Annotated in this window: 13 protein-coding genes and 1 tRNA gene; 8 read left to right on the forward strand and 6 right to left on the reverse strand. The window is 65.7% G+C overall.

Annotated features, from left to right (window positions below):
- The first annotated feature begins 313 nt into the window (after positions 1-313).
- The 6 genes from CH296_RS03280 to CH296_RS03310 all read left to right on the forward strand — a co-directional run bounded on the left by CH296_RS03280 (position 314) and on the right by CH296_RS03310 (position 8,319).
- Positions 314-1,513, forward strand: coding sequence for a CdaR family transcriptional regulator (locus CH296_RS03280; RefSeq protein ID WP_230596811.1), 1,200 nt, complete (start codon positions 314-316; stop codon positions 1,511-1,513).
- An 84-nt stretch (positions 1,514-1,597) separates the two neighbouring features.
- The gene (locus CH296_RS03285; RefSeq protein WP_032396254.1) at positions 1,598-2,299 is read left to right on the forward strand and encodes an ABC transporter ATP-binding protein; all 702 of its coding nucleotides are present in this window, start codon (positions 1,598-1,600) and stop codon (positions 2,297-2,299) included.
- Positions 2,296-4,767: an FtsX-like permease family protein gene (locus CH296_RS03290; RefSeq protein ID WP_094684010.1), complete on the forward strand. Its 2,472-nt coding sequence runs from the start codon at positions 2,296-2,298 to the stop codon at positions 4,765-4,767. The genes CH296_RS03285 and CH296_RS03290 overlap by 4 nt, the downstream gene beginning before the upstream one ends.
- A gap of 418 nt (positions 4,768-5,185) precedes the next feature.
- Positions 5,186-5,261 (forward strand) — tRNA-Arg (locus CH296_RS03300).
- A gap of 132 nt (positions 5,262-5,393) precedes the next feature.
- Positions 5,394-6,710, forward strand: coding sequence for an HNH endonuclease (locus tag CH296_RS03305; protein WP_094684087.1), 1,317 nt, complete (start codon positions 5,394-5,396; stop codon positions 6,708-6,710).
- A 223-nt stretch (positions 6,711-6,933) separates the two neighbouring features.
- A complete protein-coding gene (locus CH296_RS03310; protein ID WP_045196538.1) occupies positions 6,934-8,319 on the forward strand; it encodes a DEAD/DEAH box helicase in 1,386 nt (461 codons plus the stop codon).
- Between the two features lie 27 nt (positions 8,320-8,346).
- Here CH296_RS03310 and CH296_RS03315 read toward each other — a convergent pair whose 3' ends face one another.
- Positions 8,347-9,612, reverse strand: a complete 1,266-nt coding sequence (locus CH296_RS03315) for an MFS transporter (RefSeq protein WP_218830237.1) — start codon at positions 9,610-9,612, stop codon at positions 8,347-8,349.
- 39 nt (positions 9,613-9,651) lie between these two features.
- Here CH296_RS03315 and CH296_RS03320 point away from each other — a divergent pair, with 39 nt between their 5' ends.
- Together CH296_RS03320 and CH296_RS03325 are read left to right on the forward strand one after the other, a co-directional pair.
- Positions 9,652-11,682 (forward strand): ATP-binding cassette domain-containing protein, encoded by a 2,031-nt coding sequence (locus tag CH296_RS03320; RefSeq protein WP_256980317.1) that lies wholly within the window; start codon positions 9,652-9,654, stop codon positions 11,680-11,682.
- Positions 11,679-12,416, forward strand: coding sequence for an energy-coupling factor transporter transmembrane protein EcfT (locus CH296_RS03325; RefSeq protein WP_094684013.1), 738 nt, complete (start codon positions 11,679-11,681; stop codon positions 12,414-12,416). The genes CH296_RS03320 and CH296_RS03325 overlap by 4 nt, the downstream gene beginning before the upstream one ends.
- A 1-nt stretch (position 12,417) precedes the next feature.
- On the opposite strand, the gene CH296_RS03330 is transcribed toward CH296_RS03325, so the two are convergent.
- The 5 genes from CH296_RS03330 to CH296_RS03350 form a co-directional block, all read right to left on the reverse strand.
- Positions 12,418-14,073 carry a VWA domain-containing protein gene (locus CH296_RS03330; RefSeq protein ID WP_094684089.1) on the reverse strand — a complete coding sequence of 552 codons (1,656 nt, stop codon included), beginning with the start codon at positions 14,071-14,073 and terminating at the stop codon, positions 12,418-12,420.
- A 92-nt stretch (positions 14,074-14,165) separates the two neighbouring features.
- The gene (locus CH296_RS03335) at positions 14,166-15,797 is read right to left on the reverse strand and encodes a substrate-binding domain-containing protein (protein WP_094684014.1); all 1,632 of its coding nucleotides are present in this window, start codon (positions 15,795-15,797) and stop codon (positions 14,166-14,168) included.
- 11 nt (positions 15,798-15,808) lie between these two features.
- Positions 15,809-16,240: an SRPBCC family protein gene (locus CH296_RS03340; protein WP_032395799.1), complete on the reverse strand. Its 432-nt coding sequence runs from the start codon at positions 16,238-16,240 to the stop codon at positions 15,809-15,811.
- A gap of 81 nt (positions 16,241-16,321) precedes the next feature.
- Positions 16,322-17,989 carry a cation acetate symporter gene (locus tag CH296_RS03345; RefSeq protein ID WP_094684015.1) on the reverse strand — a complete coding sequence of 556 codons (1,668 nt, stop codon included), beginning with the start codon at positions 17,987-17,989 and terminating at the stop codon, positions 16,322-16,324.
- Positions 17,989-18,288 carry a DUF485 domain-containing protein gene (locus CH296_RS03350; protein ID WP_045200254.1) on the reverse strand — a complete coding sequence of 100 codons (300 nt, stop codon included), beginning with the start codon at positions 18,286-18,288 and terminating at the stop codon, positions 17,989-17,991. The genes CH296_RS03345 and CH296_RS03350 overlap by 1 nt, the downstream gene beginning before the upstream one ends.
- Positions 18,289-18,419: the final 131 nt, after the last annotated feature.

Raw genomic sequence — 18,419 nt, forward strand, 5'->3', positions numbered from 1 at the left:
CGGCCCGTCCGTCGGGACGGCTTGGCGATTGTTTAGGGCAAGTCGCAAGCGCCCACGGCACGCGCTCGAGATAGGTCACAACGAGTTTTGCCGAAATGGTGGATCACGCGTTGATAACAACCTATGATCGATCCTGTTAGAGGCCCGGAAACAAACTTGAAGTACGAAAACGCCGCGGTTTCGTCGGGGATTGCATACATTGAGCCGTGGAAGCGCGTCGATACGCGTGAGTGAGTTTGCTTTCTCGAGACCTGAAGAATCCAACACGAAGGGTTGATCTGTGACCGTTCACAACTCGACTAGCCTCGGAATCATGGTCGCGGGTCAGCCTGCGTCGGCTCCTCTTCGCGACTTCCGCGCGGTGGCTCGGCTCCTCGTGGGGCACTTCGCCGCCAACACCCCCTGCGGGTCGTTGCCGGGCGAACAGCTCCACGGCGACGTCACCGAATTCACCGTCAAGTGCATCAGTATCGCCGTGCAGATGCTCGACGAAAGACGTGCTCCGGCGGAGTCCGACCTGGCCGAACTCCGCGCCAAGGCCAGTCAGTGGGCGCGCGAGGGTGTGCCCCTCGAGTCCGTGCTCAGCGTCTACCACGAGGGCATCCAGATCGGCTGGAATCTCGTGTCCAAGCGGGCAGGTGAAGGCGACGCCGCCCAGCTGATCGAGGCCGCGCGGATGTTCGTGCTGCTGTCGGAGAAGGTGTCCATCGCGGCCAGCAAGAGCTACGTCGAGGAACTCCAATCGGTGGCCAGTGAGCATCACACGGCAGCGCACACCCTGGTGACCTCGCTGCTCAGCGGCCACAATGCGGTGTCGATGGCCCGTCAGTCCGGCATCGAGCTCGCCGACAGTTACCTCGTGCTCGCCATCTCGGTGCCGCCGCACCCCGACGAGAACGACCCCAACATCCAGAAGACCGTCGCCGCCCGTCGAAAGCTGCGCCGCGTTCAGGCCGAATTGGCCACGATCTGCGGTCGCACTCCCCTGTCTCTGCTGAGCACCGAAGGCGGCACCGTGCTGATCCCGGGTGTTCACGACGAAGAGTGGGTCGAGGCCCTGGTGCACCGCATCGGTACCGCCGCCGAGGTTCCCGTCACCGTCACCGCCGAGCAGGCCGCTACCGCCGACATCCCCACCGCAGCCGATCAGGTCCACGAACTGCTGTCGTTGGCGCACCAGCTGCACCGTCCGTCCGGGCTGTACCGCATGGACGACCTCGTGCTCGAATACCAGCTCACGCGACCGGGACCCGGCCGTCGCCACCTGACCCAGATCCTCGAGCCACTCGACTCGTCGCCGGAGCTGCTCGAGACCCTCGAGATCCACATCTCCCACGATCTGAACCGTCAGCGGTCCGCACGCCAGCTCCACCTGCACACCAACACCGTCGATTACCGCCTCAAACGGATCGCCCAGCTCACCGGGTTCGACCCGACCCGTCCCTCGGGTATCCGACACCTGCAGGCCGCCCTGGTGGCCCGACGCCTCGAATCCTCGCGCGGCGCAGCGTGATCTGAGAACTCCGACCGGTTTCTCGACCCGACGGCAGGTAGCGTCGGAAGTATTCGAGGAGCAGGGGATTGTTGGATGACGAAGTTGAAGCTCGAGCTGTCCGGTGTGGTCAAGGAGTACCCCACCGGCGAGCAACCGGTACGCGCGTTGGACGGTATCGATCTCACGATCGAGGGTGGCCAGTTCGTCTCGCTCGTCGCGCCGTCCGGTGCCGGCAAGTCGACGCTGCTGCACATGCTCGGCGCACTCGACACGCCCACGTCGGGTTCCATCCGGTTCGACGACGTCGAGGTCACCACCCTCGACGACAATGCTCAATCCGATTTTCGACGCCACCAGGTGGGGTTCGTCTTCCAGTTCTTCAACCTGCTGCCGACGATGTCCGCATGGGAGAACGTCGCCGTTCCCAAGCTGCTCGACGGCACCCCCATCAAGAAGGCCAAGTCCGACGCGATGCGTCTGCTCGACATGGTCGGACTCTCCAACCGATCCGAGCACCGTCCGGCGCAGTTGTCGGGCGGTCAGATCCAGCGCATCGCGATCGCACGGGCGTTGATGATGGATCCGGCACTGCTGATCGCCGACGAACCGACCGGCAATCTCGACTCGAAGACCTCCCACAACGTCCTGGAGATTCTCGCCGAGGTGGCGCACGCCAGTGACGGGCGTCGAGCGGTGGTGATGGCGACCCACGACCTCGAAGCGGCACGGTCCACCGATCGCATCGTCAGCATGATCGACGGTCGCGTCGAGACCGACACTCCCACGGCCGGCCTCGATCGGTGATAGGCACCGCGCTCAGCAGATTTCGAGTCATCAGCCTGCGCGACCTCCGCATGCACTGGGTGCGTTCGTTGGTCTCGGCCGGCGTCGTCGCCGTCGCGGCCGGGTTGCTCATCGCCGTCCTCGGCACGTACGGGTCCTTGACCGGATCCGTCGAGCGTCTCGCGGTGTCGATCGCAGGTAACGCCGACTACGAGGTCGTCGGTGTCACCGACTCGGGCTTCGATCAGAGCGAGCTCGACGCAGTTCGCGCGGTCCCCGGTGTCGAGACCGCAGTCCCACTGCTGCGCAGCACCGTTCGGTCCGACGTCGGAGACCTGACGATTCTCGGTGTCGACTCGTCCATCACGGCACTGCAATCCGATCTCGAAGGCGCAGTCGAAAACGCGGCCGGGTTGCTCACCGACCCGGCCGGAGTATTGGTCGGAGCCGCAACAGGTTTGACGCAGGGCGACACCATCACCATCGACGATGTTCCGACGACGGTGGTCGGCGTGGTCGACGGCCCGGGGACGCAGCGGATCGGCGGGGGCATGTTCGCCGTCGCGCTCATCCCGACGGCTCAGACGCTCACCGACCGCCCCGATCAACTCGATTCGATCTTCGTCCTCGGCGGCGGCGACACTGTGCGTACCGACCTCGACGCCGCACTGGCGGGCCGGGTGTCGGTGATGAATCCCGACTTCAGGGCCGACCGCGCGAACCAGGCGATGAGCCTGACTCGCAATGCCACACTGATGGTCTCGCTCATCGCGTTCGTCGTCGCGGCGTTCCTCGTCTTCAACGTCATGAACATGGCCATCGCGAAGCGTCGACCCACCATCTCTCTGCTCCGGGCAGTCGGTGGCCGCCGCGGCGATATCGTCCGCGACCTTTTGTTCGAGTCCGTTCTGGTCGGGCTCGTCGGCGGTGCCGTCGGCGTTCCGCTGGGAATCGTGATGGGCCGCATCGCGATCGAGAGTCTGCCGCCGTTCCTCTCGCAGGCCTTCGATGCGCGGATCGAATACGTGTTGCCCGGCTTCGCGATTCCGGTGGCGATCGTGGCCTGTGTACTGGCCTGCGCGGGCGCCTCGGCCGTCGCGGCGGTTCAGGTCTATCGCATCTCGCCGATCGAGGCGCTCGCGGTCGGCGGCGGAGAGACCTCGGGAGGCCCCGGTCTGCGATTCACCCTGGCTGCAACGGTGTTCGGCGTGCTCGCCGTGGCCGGATCCTTCCTGTTCGCAGTCAACGTCGACGGGCAGTTGACCCTCGGGGCCGGCGCACTGTTCATGTTCGGCGTCGTCGCACTGTGTGTCGGCGCGACCGGACCGATCGTGTCGATCACCGCAGCGGTCCCCCGCCGCTGGGGTGGTGCCGGTCGCCTCGCGACCGCCACCATCGAACGCGCCCCGCGGCGTATATGGGCAACCGTGATGACGATCGTGATCGCGGTGGGAGTCAGTGTGGGAGTGTCGGGTTCACTGACCAACATGACCGACTCGGCGGCCGAGTCGTTGTCGTCGTTGGCCGATACCGACCTGTACGTGTCGATGACCTCGCCCGACGCCATACCGTCGGGCCCGATCGTTCCCGCCGAGGTGGAGGACGCCGTAGCGTCGACGCCCGGTGTGTCTCGCATCGTCGAGGGACAGTGGGCGTACGCCACGATCGACGGCGAGACGGTCTCCATCCAGGGCGTCGCCGACGGCAGCAACGCGGTGACTCTCACCTCGCTCACCGAGGACGTGCGTTCCCAGGTGCTCGCCGGTGACGGGGTGGTGCTGTCCCGGGGGTTCGGCAGAACGTTGGGTGTCTCGGTGGGCGACTCCATCGACTTGCCGACGCCGACCGGCGTCCAGACCGTGCAGGTGTTGGATCTGGTCGACTACATCAACGCCGCCGGCGGCACGATGGCGATCTCGCTGGATTCGATGCAACGGTGGTACGACCGACCCGGGGCGACCTACCTCGAGATCGGCGTCGACGGAGACGTTGCCGCCGTACAGGATTCGTTGCGTTCGACACTGCCGCCCGAAGCCTTCGTCTACACCGGCGCTGCGGCTCTGGAGGGCACCAGTGCGGCCATCCGACAGTCCGGCGCATTGGCGATCGCGCTGCAGTGGATCGTCGCGCTCGTCGCTGCCGTCGCCTTGCTCAACACCTTGACATTGTCGGTGCTCGAACGTCGCCGCGAACTGGGAGTGCTGCGCGCCATGGGCGGTGGCCGAGGAACCCTGGCGCGAATGGTGCTCGCCGAGGCGCTGTCGGTCGGCATCGTCGGTGGTGTCCTCGGCCTGATCATCGGCGCAGGGCTGCAATACCTGAGCACCCTGATCCTCGGAGCCAGCATCGGGATTCCGGTCGCCTACACCGCGAGCTGGTCGGTGCTGCTGTACGGCCTCGTCGCCCTCGGGTTGTCACTGCTCGGTTCGGCTCCACCTGCTGTGCACGCATCGCGACTGAACATCGTGGACGCCATCGCGGCGGATTAGGTGCTCTGCGGGGCCTCGGGATCCGCAAACGCGCGCGCGTTCGTCAGGTGCGAGCGGAATCGACAGCCCGTGGCCGGCGATTGTGCGCGCGTCTGGCAAATGCGCGCGCGTTTGCACGAGGATGACCGACGACATTCGACGCTTTCGCCCGTGACATCCAGTGCTTCGTCGGCATCGAATCGATCGCCGATTACACCGCTCACCAGCACCGCACTGCCCTGAACCTGATCGCCTCGCTGACCGGGACGGTGACGAGCAGCGGCAACCTGCTTCACGATCGACACGGTGGGCCGCTAGACTAGCGAGCGCGATGTGGGCCAGCTGAGCACCGGAGGCAGCGAACCCATCCGCAACCGATTGTTCGATGGATCGAAAGCCGTTGCTGGACAAGCGCTTTTGGTGAGTGGAACGATCACCAGCCTTCGTAGCTCAGGGGATAGAGCAACCCTCTCCTAAAGGGTAGGTCGCAGGTTCGAATCCTGCCGAGGGCACCATCAGTCGAGTCCGATCCATGCCCTCCATCAGTTGCGTGCCGCTGTTGCGCTGCCTGGAAATCCCCGTTACTATCGAACATATATTCGAGTACTGGGGAGGAACTCGTGGTCACAGCTGTACAAGATTTGCCGTTGACGTCCGATGAAGTGCTGCGGTTCGTTGCGCGCCTTCAGTCATCGGAGTTCGATGTCGACGCAGCAGCGGGCATCGATCTGATCTCCGCCCTCGAGACGATCAAGTGCGCCAGCGTGGCCGTTCAAGCCATCGTGACCGACGCCGTGGCGACGACCATCAGTAAAGAACGCCGCGAGCGCGGCAAGCCTAAAGCTCAGTGGCGCATAGGTATTGCGTCACAGATCGGCCTGGCTCGACGCGAATCACCGAACCGCGGCGGCACTCATCTGGGCCTCGCTCGCGCCCTGGTGCACGAAATGCCGCACACCCTGGCTCGCCTGAAAGCCGGAGAACTCAACGAGTGGCGCGCCATGATCCTCGCCCGCGAAACCGCATGCCTCACCGTCGACGACCGCCGCACCATCGACGAACGACTGTGCGCGGACCCCGCCACACTGGCCGGCGCGGGCGACCGCACCATCGAGGGCCGCGCCCGCGCCCTGGCCAACGAACTCGACGCCGCCTCCCAGGTGAAACGACGCGCCAAGGCCTACGCCGCCCGCCGCACGAGCACCCGGCCAGCCCCCGAATCGATGGGCTTCTTCACGGTCCTCACCTCGATGGAGAAGATGGTCTGCATGTGGGCGACCTTGCGACGAGACGCCGACACCATCGTCAACTCCGGCGGTGAGACACGGACCCGCGACCAGATCATGGCCGACCTCGTGTTCGAGCGTGTCACCGGCGCAGCCGCCGCACAGGGCCCGCCGGTGACCGTCGACATCGTCATCGCCGACGCCGCCCTCCTGGCCGGCGGTTCCACGTCCGCGTACGTGCACGGCTATGGCGACATTCCGTCCGACGTCGCCCGGCAACTCATCCGACACACACTCGACAGTGAGACGCGCGTCGCATTGCGTCGCCTCTACGCGCATCCGACGTCCGGCGCATTGACGGCTGTCGAGTCCACATCACGCGCATTTCCGACCGCGCTGGGACGCCTCATCGATCTGCGAGATCGCACCTGCCGCACTCCGTGGTGCGACGCGCCGATCCGTCACCACGACCACATCAGACCCCACTCCACAGGCGGCAGAACAAGCGCCGAGAACGGCGCAGGCCTTTGTGCCGCATGCAATTACGCGAAAGAGGGCGAGGGCTGGACGGCCGAGGCCCTACGAGACAAACGGGGCGCTCGACATCGCTACCGGCTCATCTCACCCACCGGGCAGACCTATGACTCGAGCGCGCCGCCGATCCCGGTGGTCGAGGTCTACAACTCGAGAATCGAGAACGTGATCATCACCGGTCTGTTCGACGACGACGCCGCATGACAGGTCGCGGCGGGAAGATACCGAGCACCGACTCGGTTACACTCGTCAACGGCGCGCCCAGCTGCACGCCAGACGTCGTGGAATGCTCCCGAACCTCCATGTGCACCCAGCACAGGCTTCTCTTACGGCGATCGAAACTGCCCACCGGCAGTCTCGCCACCTTGCATCTCGGCCCGAAGGCCCGCAGGTGCAACACCCTGCCCGAAAGGCACTTTTCATCACTATGACGACCCCACAGACTTTTGCTGCACTCGGCGTACCCCAGGCCATCGCGGATGTACTCGCGAGCCAGGGCAAGACCGAGGCATTCCCCATCCAGGCCGACACCCTTCCCGACACATTGCAGGGACGCGACGTGCTCGGACGCGGAAAGACCGGCAGCGGCAAAACACTCGCCTTCTCCATCCCGATGGTCGCTCGACTCGCCGGCCAGCTCCCCGGTAACCGGAAGCCCGGCCGCCCCCGTGGCCTGATCCTCGCGCCGACGCGTGAGCTCGCCACCCAGATCGCCGTTGCGATCGAACCCCTCGCCTCCGCGTACTCGCTGAAGGTCACCACGATCTTCGGCGGTGTCTCGCAGGTCCGTCAGGTCTCCGCGCTCAAGGGTGGAGTCGACATCGTCGTCGCCTGCCCCGGTCGGCTCGAAGATTTGATGAAGCAGCGTCACCTCACCCTCGACGGCGTTCAGATCACCGTCCTCGACGAGGCCGACCACATGGCCGACCTCGGGTTCCTGCCCGTCGTCACCCGCATCCTCGCTGCCACCCCGGACAAGGGCCAGCGCATGCTGTTCTCCGCGACCCTGGACAACGGCGTCGACAAGCTGGTCAAGCGCTTCCTGCACAACCAGATCACGCACTCCGTCGACGAGGCCACCTCGCACGTCGAGGCCATGACGCACAGCGTGTTCGAGGTCGACGGCGTCGAAGCCAAGAAGAAGCTGGTCCACCAGCTCGCCTCCGGCACCGGACGCCGCATCCTGTTCATGCGCACCAAGCACCAGGCCCGCAAGCTCGCCAAGCAGCTCACCGACGCCGGAATCCCGTCCGTCGACCTGCACGGCAACCTCTCTCAGGCCGCACGCGACCGCAACCTCGCCGCGTTCTCCTCCGGCGAGGCTCGCGTCCTCGTCGCCACCGACGTCGCAGCTCGCGGCGTTCACGTCGACGACGTCCAGCTCGTCGTCCACGTCGATCCCCCGGCCGAGCACAAGGCGTACCTGCACCGTTCCGGCCGCACGGCACGCGCGGGAAGCGCCGGAGACGTCGTGACCGTCGTTCTGCCCGAGCAGCGCAAGGACACCGCAGTACTGCTGCGCAAGGCCGACATCAAGGTCACGCCCATTCGCGTCACCGCCGACTCGCCCGCCGTGGCGAACCTCGTCGGCGAGCAGGCTCGTTACGTCCAGCCCGCGCCGAAGGCCGAGCAGGCACCGGCTCGCACCGCGAATCCCCGCAACAGCAACAACGCGCGACGCGGCGGCCCGGCCCGCAGTGGTGGTCAGCCCCGCAGTGGTGGACAGCCCCGCAGTGGTGGACAGCCGCGCAGCGGTGGTGGTGGCCACAGCCGTCGCGCAGCAGGACCGGCCACGAGCCAGCGCAGCCGCTGATTTCGGCCTGAGCGCGGAAAGTCCTCCCTACGAGGGCTTTCCGCGCTTCGCTGTTCTCACACTCACCACCGCCGCAACCGCGCAGAGACCAGCTGCGCCGAACCACGCCATCGTGTACTCACCGGTCGCGTCCCGCACGACGCCTGCGACGACCGACGCGATGCCGGCACCGATCTGATGTGAGGCGAACACCCAGCCGAACACCAGCGAGCCTCGGTCGCCGAACACCTCGCGACACAGCGCAATAGTGGGCGGAACCGTTGCCACCCAATCCAATCCGTAGATCACCACGAAGATGACGATCGACGGCTGGATGGTCGCGGACAGCAACCACGGCAGGAACAGCAACGACACGCCGCGAAATCCGTAGTACGCCGCCAACAGGTAGCGCGGGTCGACGCGGTCGGTCAGCCACCCCGATGCGATCGTTCCGACGATGTCGAAGATCCCGACCACCGCCAGCAGGCCCGCTGCGGTGGTCTCGTGCATTCCGTGGTCGTGCGCCGACGGGATGAAGTGAGTTCCGATGAGGCCGTTGGTCGTTGCCCCACAGATCGCGAAGCCCACCACCAGAGCCCAGAAGGTTCGGACCCGGCTCGCGTCGCGCAACGCCTGTATCGCGGCCTTGGCGGGGTTCACCGTCGACTCCACGACGACCGCTGTGTAATCCTCCGGCGCTCCGTAGGGGGTCACGCCGATGTCCGCCGGCATGTTGCGCAGCCACCGCAGGACGAAGGGCACCACGATCAGCGACCCGCCTGCGATGAGGAACGAGGCGGCGCGCCAGCCGGACCTGTCGACGAGCTGAGCGATCAGGGGCAGAAAGATCAGCTGCCCCGTCGCACTGCCTGCCGTCAGGATTCCCGACACGAGCCCACGCCGCTGCACGAACCACCGATTGGTCACCACCGCCGCGAAGACGAGGGCCATCGATCCGGTACCCAGGCCGATCATGACGCCCCAGGTCAGTACCAACTGCCATGCCTGGGTCACGAACACACTCAGAGCGCTGCCTGCCGCCACGACGATCAACGCCGTCGATGTCACCGCCCGGATTCCGAAGCGTTCCATCAGGGCCGCAGCGAACGGCGCAGTCAATCCGAACAGCACGAGGTTGACGCCCACCGCCAGCGACAACATCGACCGCGGCCAGCCGAACTCGTCCTGCAGCGGCACCATCAGCACGCTCGGTGCCGCCCGGAAGCCCGCGGCGCCGACCAGAGCGAGGAATGCCACGGCGGCAACGATCCAGGCCGGGTGAATCCGCCTGCGCGTCCTGATGTCGGAAGTCACGGTGACATTGTGCGCCTTGTCGGCTGGCACACTGGAGCGGTGACCGTCAGCTCTTCCCACACGACCAAGTCAGGGCCCCTCGGTCCGCAGGAGATGGCGACCGCTGCCGTCATGAGCAGCTTCACCGTCGCCCTGACGGTGATCGGTGTGCTGGTGCCGATGGCGGCGATCCTTCAGGTCGTCGCGGCGATTCCCATGTCGGTGGTCGCGCTCCGGTATCGAACGCGCGCACTGGTCACCTCCGCGGTCGCCGGCACCCTCGTCGGATTCGTCGCGGCCGGCACCCAGACGGCCATCACCGTCGCCAGCGCCGCTCTACTCGGAGGCCTGGTCGGGCGGGCCAAGCGCAAGAAGCAAGGACTGTTCGGCGTTCTCGTCACCTCGATGGTCGTCGGGCCGGCACTCGGAGCGTTGACCGTGCTGATGCTCCTCATCCTCGTTCCGCTGCGAGAGCTGTTCCTCGAGACTCTCCGCAACACGTTCGAGGGCATTTCACGACTGCTCGAGCGCACATCGGCACTGCAAGGCGTTGCCGACGTGATCCGCACCGGCTCCACGACCGTGCTCGACAACTGGTGGTGGTGGGCAGGCGGATCGATCGCCTTCGGCATCGTCACCGGAACGCTGTTCGCATGGCTCATTCTCACCGCGATCCTCGATCGGCTCTCCACCATTCCCACCCCCGAGCCGCTGGCCCCCAGCACCGACGACGAGATCGGGCCGCTGCCGGTCACGCTCACCGCGGTGGGATTCCGCTACCCGGGCAGCACGACGTCCGCGCTGACCGGCGTCGACCTCCGCATCGAGACCGGCGAATTCGTGGCGATCGTCGGCCACAACGGTTCCGGCAAATCGACGCTGACCCGGATCCTCGCCGGCCTCGAACCGTCGGAGGGAACCGTGGACAGGCCCGGCTCGACCGGTCTCGGACGGTACGGCGGCACCGCGGTGGTGCTGCAACGCCCCGAAAGCCAGATCCTCGGCACCCGCGTCGCCGACGACGTGGTGTGGGGACTGCCTCCCGGCGACTCACGCCCCGACGTGGAGGCCCTGCTCGACGAGGTCGGCCTCGGCGGCATGGGGGCGCGCGACACTGCCTCCCTGTCCGGCGGCGAAATGCAGCGACTGGCCGTCGCCGCCGCACTCGCTCGCCGTCCGGCACTTCTCATCGCGGACGAGGCAACCGCGATGATCGACGCCTCCGGGCGCGAACATCTGGTCTCGCTCCTCGCCGAACTACCCCGCAGGCACGAGATGTCGGTCGTGCTCGTCACCCATCACGTCTCGGAGACCGTCGCCGCGGACCGAGTCGTACATCTGCACGAGGGCTACCAGGTGCAGTACGACACCGCCTGGATGCACGCTCGAACGGACAATCCGACTGCGCTGCACGATAATTCGAGTGAACGACTCCTCGAACTGAGCGGGGTCGAGCACACGTACAACCGCCGCACCCCCTGGGCGCAGGTAGCACTGAACGGCGTCGACATCACCGTCAAACGTGGTGAGGGTGTGCTCGTTCTCGGTGGCAACGGTTCGGGCAAATCCACACTCGCCTGGATCATGGCCGGCCTCACCGGCCCGACCGGCGGCACCGCCCAGCTCGGCGGCAAGGCGATGACCTCACGCGTCGGCGATGTCGGGCTCGCGTTTCAGCACTCCCGCCTGCAGTTGCAGCGGCGCACCGTCTCCGAGGACATCGCGGCCGCCGCCGGCCCCGAAACAGGCTCTGCCACAGTGTCGGCCGCGATGGATGCCGTCGGCCTGGACAGATCGTTGGCCGCTCGCGACATCGATTCGCTCAGTGGTGGTCAGATGCGACGCGTCGTGTTGGCGGGGCTCATTGCGCGTCGACCTCGAATGCTGGTTCTCGACGAGCCACTGGCCGGGCTCGACCCTCCCGGACGCGACGACATCATCGGTGTTCTCGCCGGACTACGCGATCGCGGAGTCGCCATCGTCGTGATCTCGCACGACGTGGACGGAATGGACACCGTCTGCAGCCGCACCATCACGATGGCCGACGGCCACATCGTCTCCGATTCGATCCTGGGGAGCGTGCACTCGTGACCACCGTCGTACTGCGTCAGGTCCCACGATTCTCACCGATCCACCGCCTGTGGGCCGGCACCAAACTCGTCGCGGTACTGCTGCTGAGCATCACTCTCGTCGTGGCACCGACGTGGCCCGCCCTCGGGATCGTGTTCGCACTGTTGGTCGTCGCCGCGATCGTCGCGCACGTCCCGATCACCGCAGTGCCGCGTCCACCGTGGTGGATCTGGGCGCTGTTCGGTGTCGGAGCACTGATCAACCTGCCGATCGGAGGCGCAGCAGTACTGGTGTATCTGCGCGCGACGCTCTTCATCTTCGTCCTGCTCGGCGCATCGATGATGATCGGCTGGACCACCTCGATGAGCGACATCGCACCTGCGGTCTCCAAACTGGGCACGCCGCTGAAGAAGCTGAAGTTGCCGGTCGACGAGTGGGCCGTCGCCGTGGCTCTGAGCCTGCGGTCGCTTCCGCTGCTGATCGAAGAGATGCGCACCCTGAACGCGGCTCGACGCCTGCGCCCCAAGCCGGTCGTCAACAGCGCCTCGGACAATTCCCTGGTCGACATCGTCACGACGGTGATGTCGGTTGCCATCAGACGGGCCGACGAAATGGGTGGGGCCATCACCGCCCGCGGAGGCACCGGAATGATCACCGCCACCGAGGCACGGTTCAAGGCCTCCGACGCGGTGACGCTGACCGTGGTGACTCTCGCGTGCGCCACAGCCATCACGATCAGTGTCCTGTGGGGCTGAGCTACCCGCCCGCGAGACGCTCGGTGCGCGAGTTCAAGGCCTTGACGAACACGTCCGGGATGTCTCGGGGATCCTCCGCCACGTAACTCGTTCCGCCGGTCGCAGCCGAGATCTGTTGCAGTGCAACGGGATCCGCATCACCGGTGACGCCGACGGTGATGATCACGATGGGCCGCACCGGATCCTGTTCCTTCTGCAGCGTTGCCAGCAGCTGATCGAGGGAGATACTGCCCTCGTCTTCGTTGGCTCCGTCGGTCAGGATGATGACGCTGTTGACGTAATCGGGGTCGTATCCCTCCTTGACCCGCCGGAACGCAGCCAAGGTGGTGTCGTAGAGCCCTGTTCCGCCTCCGACGAGAGCTGGAAGACCTCGGATCGAATCGAGAATGGCGTCGCGCTGCGACTTTCCGTTGAAGGTACCGTCGGCCTTGCCCATCGGCACCAGCTCGCGGTAGTCCTGTTTTCCGCCACCGAGGCCGATCGAGAATGCCCAGAGGCCCATTTCCGTCTGGTCGCTGAACAGCGAGTTGGCACCGACGGATGCGTCGACGGTGAGTGCGATACGTGTCGAGTCGCCCGACTTCGCGGCCATCGAACCCGAGACGTCCTCGACCACGAGCGTGCGCAGCGGCAGCGCCAGGACGGCCCAGTCTCGCAATGTCGTTTCGATGGACAGCGGGTTCTTGATCTCGAGCGACGCCACCGATCCGACGCCTCGGCCGTCGGGTAATGGTGTGCCACTCGACGTTCGGAACCCGGCTGCGACCAAGGTGTCGGTGGCCGACGTAGTGGCGAGCACCGAGGCCAACGCCGCTCCTGCCTTCTTCACGCGGTCGTACTCGGGTCCGGCCGGTGCCGTGACGGCCAGTGGGTAGTTGAGGAAGTAGCTCCCGGTCGGCGGAACCGACTCGGTCAACTCCGATCCCGGATTGTCGGCCTCGTACGCCAGCAGCGCCTGCTCCGTGGCCACGCTGGTGCCGCCGTCCGTGGCCACCTGGGCCACCAGATCCGGGGTGTCGTGTGGGGCGTCCGCGATCCGTCCGAAGTCCTGCGCCATGGGCACCAGTGCCGCCGACACGGCCTTGGCGTCGGAGATGGCCACCTCGGATTCGGCCAGTGCACCGAGGATCGCGGCATTCGAGGCGCTGCTGGTCAGGGGGTCACCGATGCGTTGACCGGGAAGTTGGAGCACGCTGAGCCAGGTATCGGTCACCGGCACGGCATCGGATCTCGAGACCAGGACCGGCAGCGTGTTCGCGACCGAGGCCTTGGCCAGCTCGGGAAGTGCCCCGGTCGAGCGCAGGGTCTTGAGCAGCCACAGCGTCGAATCCGGGATCCACAGATCCGGACGCTCGTCATCGGTTCCGGCGATTTCGGTGGCCGTATCGGTGGGGCGTTCGGGGCGGACCTCGAAGTTCACGCAGCCGCGCTCGACCTCGCCTGCCTGCGAGACGATCTGCTGCACCGGTTCGGCGATCGACATGTCCACCGCCAGCGAGACCGTGTCGAGGGAATCGCAGGTGTCCGCACCGGATGCGCGTACGGCCTGCACTCCGAACCAACTACCGACCACGACGACGACTGCCACCAGCGCGAGCACCGACCAGGTCGCGGCCGAACCGAACCGGCGCGGACTACCGCTGTGACGTCCCGACATCGATGCAACCCCCTGCTCGGCCCCCAGCTGCACTCACGAATGCAACCGCACGCACACTCAGAAGTGACGCGACGCACAGCATAGTAGCCTCCTCAGCGACCGGAGCGACTTCTGAGCGCATTGACGAACACGTTGGGGATCTCCGCAGGATTTCGTGCGACGAAGCTCGTACCGCCCGTGGCTGCCGAAATTTGTTGCAGTACACCGGCATCCGCATCGTCGGTGATTCCGATGGTGACGATGACGACCGGCTTGGACGGGTCCTGTTCGGCTCGCAGAGTCGACAGCAGCTCGTCGAGCGAGATGCTGTCGGGGTCCTCGTTGGTGCCGTCGGTGAGGATGATGACGCTGTTCACCGCATCGGGGTCGTAGCCCTGCTGCACGGTGCGGAACGCGGCCAACGTGGTGTCGTACAACCCGATACCACCTCCGACCAGGGACGGCAGCGTTCGGGTCTGCTGCAACAGCACCTCACGCTGAGTGGTGTTGCCGACCTGCTCGTCCATTCGCCGGATCGGTGCCAGCTCACGGTAGTCCTGATCGCCACCGCCGAGTCCGATCGAGAACGCCCACAACCCCATCGACGCGTTGTCGGGGAACAGCCGATTTCCGGTCTCACTGGCCTGCACCGTCATGGCGATACGTGAATTCGCCCCGGCGCTGTAGTTCATCGATCCGGAGACATCCTCCATCACCAACGCCCGCGACGGGAGCGCCAGGATCTGGTACTGACGCAACGTCGATTCGGCGGCCTGTTGATCGGCAATCGTCAGGGGCGTGACGTCCCCGATCCCGCGATCGGAATCGAGCGGGGCCATGTCTGCGGAGCGGAACCCGGCGTCGGACAGAGCCTGCTGCCCCTGTTCGGATTGAATGGCCGTGGCCAGTGCCGTCCCGACGGACTTCGCGGTCTCGTGTCGATCGCCCGCGGGTTCGGTCACCGCCAGCGGGAAGTTCAGGAAGAAGGCACCGGTCGGCGGAGCCGTCGCGCCGAGTTCGACGTTCTTGTCCTGCTGGTAGTCCAGGTAGGCCTGCTCGGACACCACCGCGACTCCCCCGTCGGCGACCAGATCGTCGAGGCGCACCGTCGGATCGGCCTCGCCGCGAGTGGCGGCCTGAGCCTGAGCGATGGGGACGAGCGCCGCCGAGACCGAGTCGAGCGCGGTTTCGTCCGATCCGGCCTCTGCCACCGCGCCCAGGATGGCCGCGTCGGACGTGGTGTTGGCCAACGGATTACCGATGCGCAGACCTTCGAGCTTCAAGGCAGTGAGCCAGGTGTCGAAGAACGGCACCTCGTCCTTGCGTGCCGCGAGCACGGCGGGGGTAGCCGCCACCGATTGACTCGCCAAGTCGATCAACGACGCAGTGGACCGCACCGTCTTGCCGATCCACAGTGACGAATCGGGAACCCAGAGCGAGGGCACGTCGTCGCCCTTGGCCACCGCGGCCGAGACCTGACCCGACTCGGTGGCGGTGACCTCGACGGCGGCGCAACCCAACTCCTCCGACGAGGTGTTGTCGACGATCTGCTGCAACACGGGTGCGATCGCCGGATCCGCGGCCAGCGAGTAGGCCTCGGGATCACCGCACTTGGAACCGAAGGCCTTCAGACCGACGAACACTCCGCCGCCGAGAACCAGCAACAGAACAACGGCCACGATGCCGTACTTGGCCATGCCCCTACTGCGCGAGGTGGACGACGGGGCACTGTGTCTACCGGGCATGGCGCGACCTGTCAGGCGTAGATCTTGACGAACGTCTTCAACGAGTTCTCGATGTCGCCCTTGAGAGCGCGCGCGACGCCGGAGCCGATCGGACCGAACAGCGGCGCGCCGCCGAGGTTGATGTCGATGGTGATCTCGGAACCGTCACCCTTGGATTTCACGGACATGTTCAGACCGATCTTGACCCCGCCCTTGCCGTTGCCCTTGAGCTCGAGCTTCTTGGGCGGGTCGTAGGACTCGATCTTCCAGGACACGCGGTTGCGCATGCCCTTCACGCTGGCGACGGAGTCCAGGGTGGTGCCGACGGCCAGCTGCTCGGGCAGCTCACCGCGCCACGCTTCGTGGATGGAGAGCCACTGCTCGTATCCGGACAGATCGGACGCGTGCGCCCACGTCTGCTCGGGGGTCAGCGGGACGTCGAGGGAAACCTTCAGCTTGGCCACAGCAGGGATGGTAACCGCTGAAACGAAAATGCCCGCGTGAGGCCTTGCTCACACGGGCATTTTCGATGGTGCTGCGATCGATCAGTGGGCGCTGGCCTTCTCCGCACCAATACCGGTGAGGGAGCGAACCTCCATCTCGGCCTGCTTGTCGGTGCTCTCGGTGTCCTTCGAGATCAGAGTTCCGACGATGCCGAGGATGAATGCGAGCGGAATCGACACGATGCCCGGGTTGGAGAGCGGGAACCACGCGAAGTCCGAGCCGGGGATCATCGACGTCGGCGATCCGGAGACGGCCGGGGAGAAGATGATCAGCACGATCGTCGAGATCAGGCCGCCGTACATGCTGAACAGTGCGCCGGTGGTGGTGAAGCGACGCCAGAACAGCGAGTACAGGATGGTCGGCAGGTTCGCGGCCGCAGCGACGGCGAACGCGAGTGCCACCAGGAAGGCGATGTTCTGCCCGTTGGCGAGGATGCCGAGGCCGATGGCCAGCAGGCCGATGACGACGGCGGTGATGCGCGAGACCTTGACCTGCTTCTTGTCGTCGACCTTGCCCTTCTTGATGACGCTCGCATAGATGTCGTGAGCGAACGACGCCGACGCGGTGATCGTCAATCCGGCGACCACGGCCAGGATGGTCGCGAAGGCGACCGCCGAGATGACACCGAGCAGAATGACGCCGCCGAGTTCGAAGGCCAACAGCGGAGCTGCGGAGTTCTGACCGCCGGCCGAGGCCAGGATGCGGTCGGGTCCGACGATCGCTGCGGCACCGTAGCCGAGCACCAGGGTGAACAGGTAGAACGCACCGATGAGCGCGATGGCCCACACGACGCTGCGACGAGCTTCCTTGGCGGTGGGCACCGTGTAGAAGCGCATCAGCACGTGCGGCAGACCCGCGGTGCCGAGCACGAGTGCGATACCGAGCGAGAGGAAGTTGATCTTCGAGGTGGCACTGCCGCCGTACTGAGCGCCTGGCTCGATGACGTCACGTGCTGCCACGGCCTCGTTGGCCGATCCGGCCACCATGGCCTGTGCGCTGCCGAGCAGCTCGGAGAAGTTCAGGCCGAACTTGGCGAGAACCAGAACGGTCATGAACGCCGCACCTGCGATGAGCAGAACGGCCTTGATGATCTGTACCCAGGTGGTGCCCTTCATGCCGCCGATGAGCACGTACGCGATCATCAGCACACCGACGATGGCGATGACGATGGACTGCCCGGTGCGGTCGGAGATGTCGAGGAGCAGTGCAACGAGTCCGCCTGCGCCTGCCATCTGCGCGAGCAGGTAGAACAGCGAGACGGTCAGCGTCGACAGCGCAGCTGCGGTACGAACCGGGCCCTGCTTGAGCCGGAAGCTCAGCACATCCGCCATCGTGAATTTGCCGGTGTTCCTGAGCAATTCGGCGACGAGGAGCAGTGCAACGAGCCAGGCGACGAGGAAGCCGATGGAGTACAGGAAGCCGTCGTAACCGTAGACGGCGATGGCACCGGCGATGCCGAGAAAGCTTGCGGCCGAGAGGTAGTCACCGGCGATGGCAACGCCGTTCTGCGGTCCGGAGAATCCGCCGCCTGCGGTGAAGAACTCCGCGGAGGTCGCATTCTTCTTCGATGCGCGGATGACGACGGCCATCGTGATGATGACGAACGCGCCGAAGATCGCGATGTTGACGAGGGGTTCACCGACGGTGGTGTCGGCGGCCTGGGCCAATACGTTCACGGCGGGAGTGGAGCCTGCGGAATGACCGATCATCAGTTTTTCGCTCCCTGGGAGGCTTCCATCTCGGCGCGCAGGGCTGCGGCGCGAGGATCGAGTTCACGGTTGGCGAACTTCACGTAGATGCCGGTGATGGCGAACGTCGTGACGAACTGGCCGAGGCCGAGCAGCAGGCCGATGTTGATGTTGCCCCACACCTTTGTCGACATGAAGTCCACGGCGTAGGTGCTCAGCAGCACGTAGAGGATGTACCAGACCAGGAAGAACCCGGCCATCGGGAACACGAAGCTACGCAGGCGTCGCCGGAGTTCCTGGAACTCGGGACTGGCCTGCATGTCGACGAACGCTTGCGCGTCCGGTGGCGAATTGGTTTCCGGTGCGGTCACCTTGGACTCCTGAAGTTGATGTGAGCTGTAGCTGAATGGGAACAGTAATGAGAGTCAGGTCACAAAATCAGGAGGTGGTG

The sequence above is a fragment of the Rhodococcus sp. 14-2496-1d genome (genome assembly GCF_002259365.1).
Classification (GTDB): Bacteria; Actinomycetota; Actinomycetes; order Mycobacteriales; family Mycobacteriaceae; genus Rhodococcoides.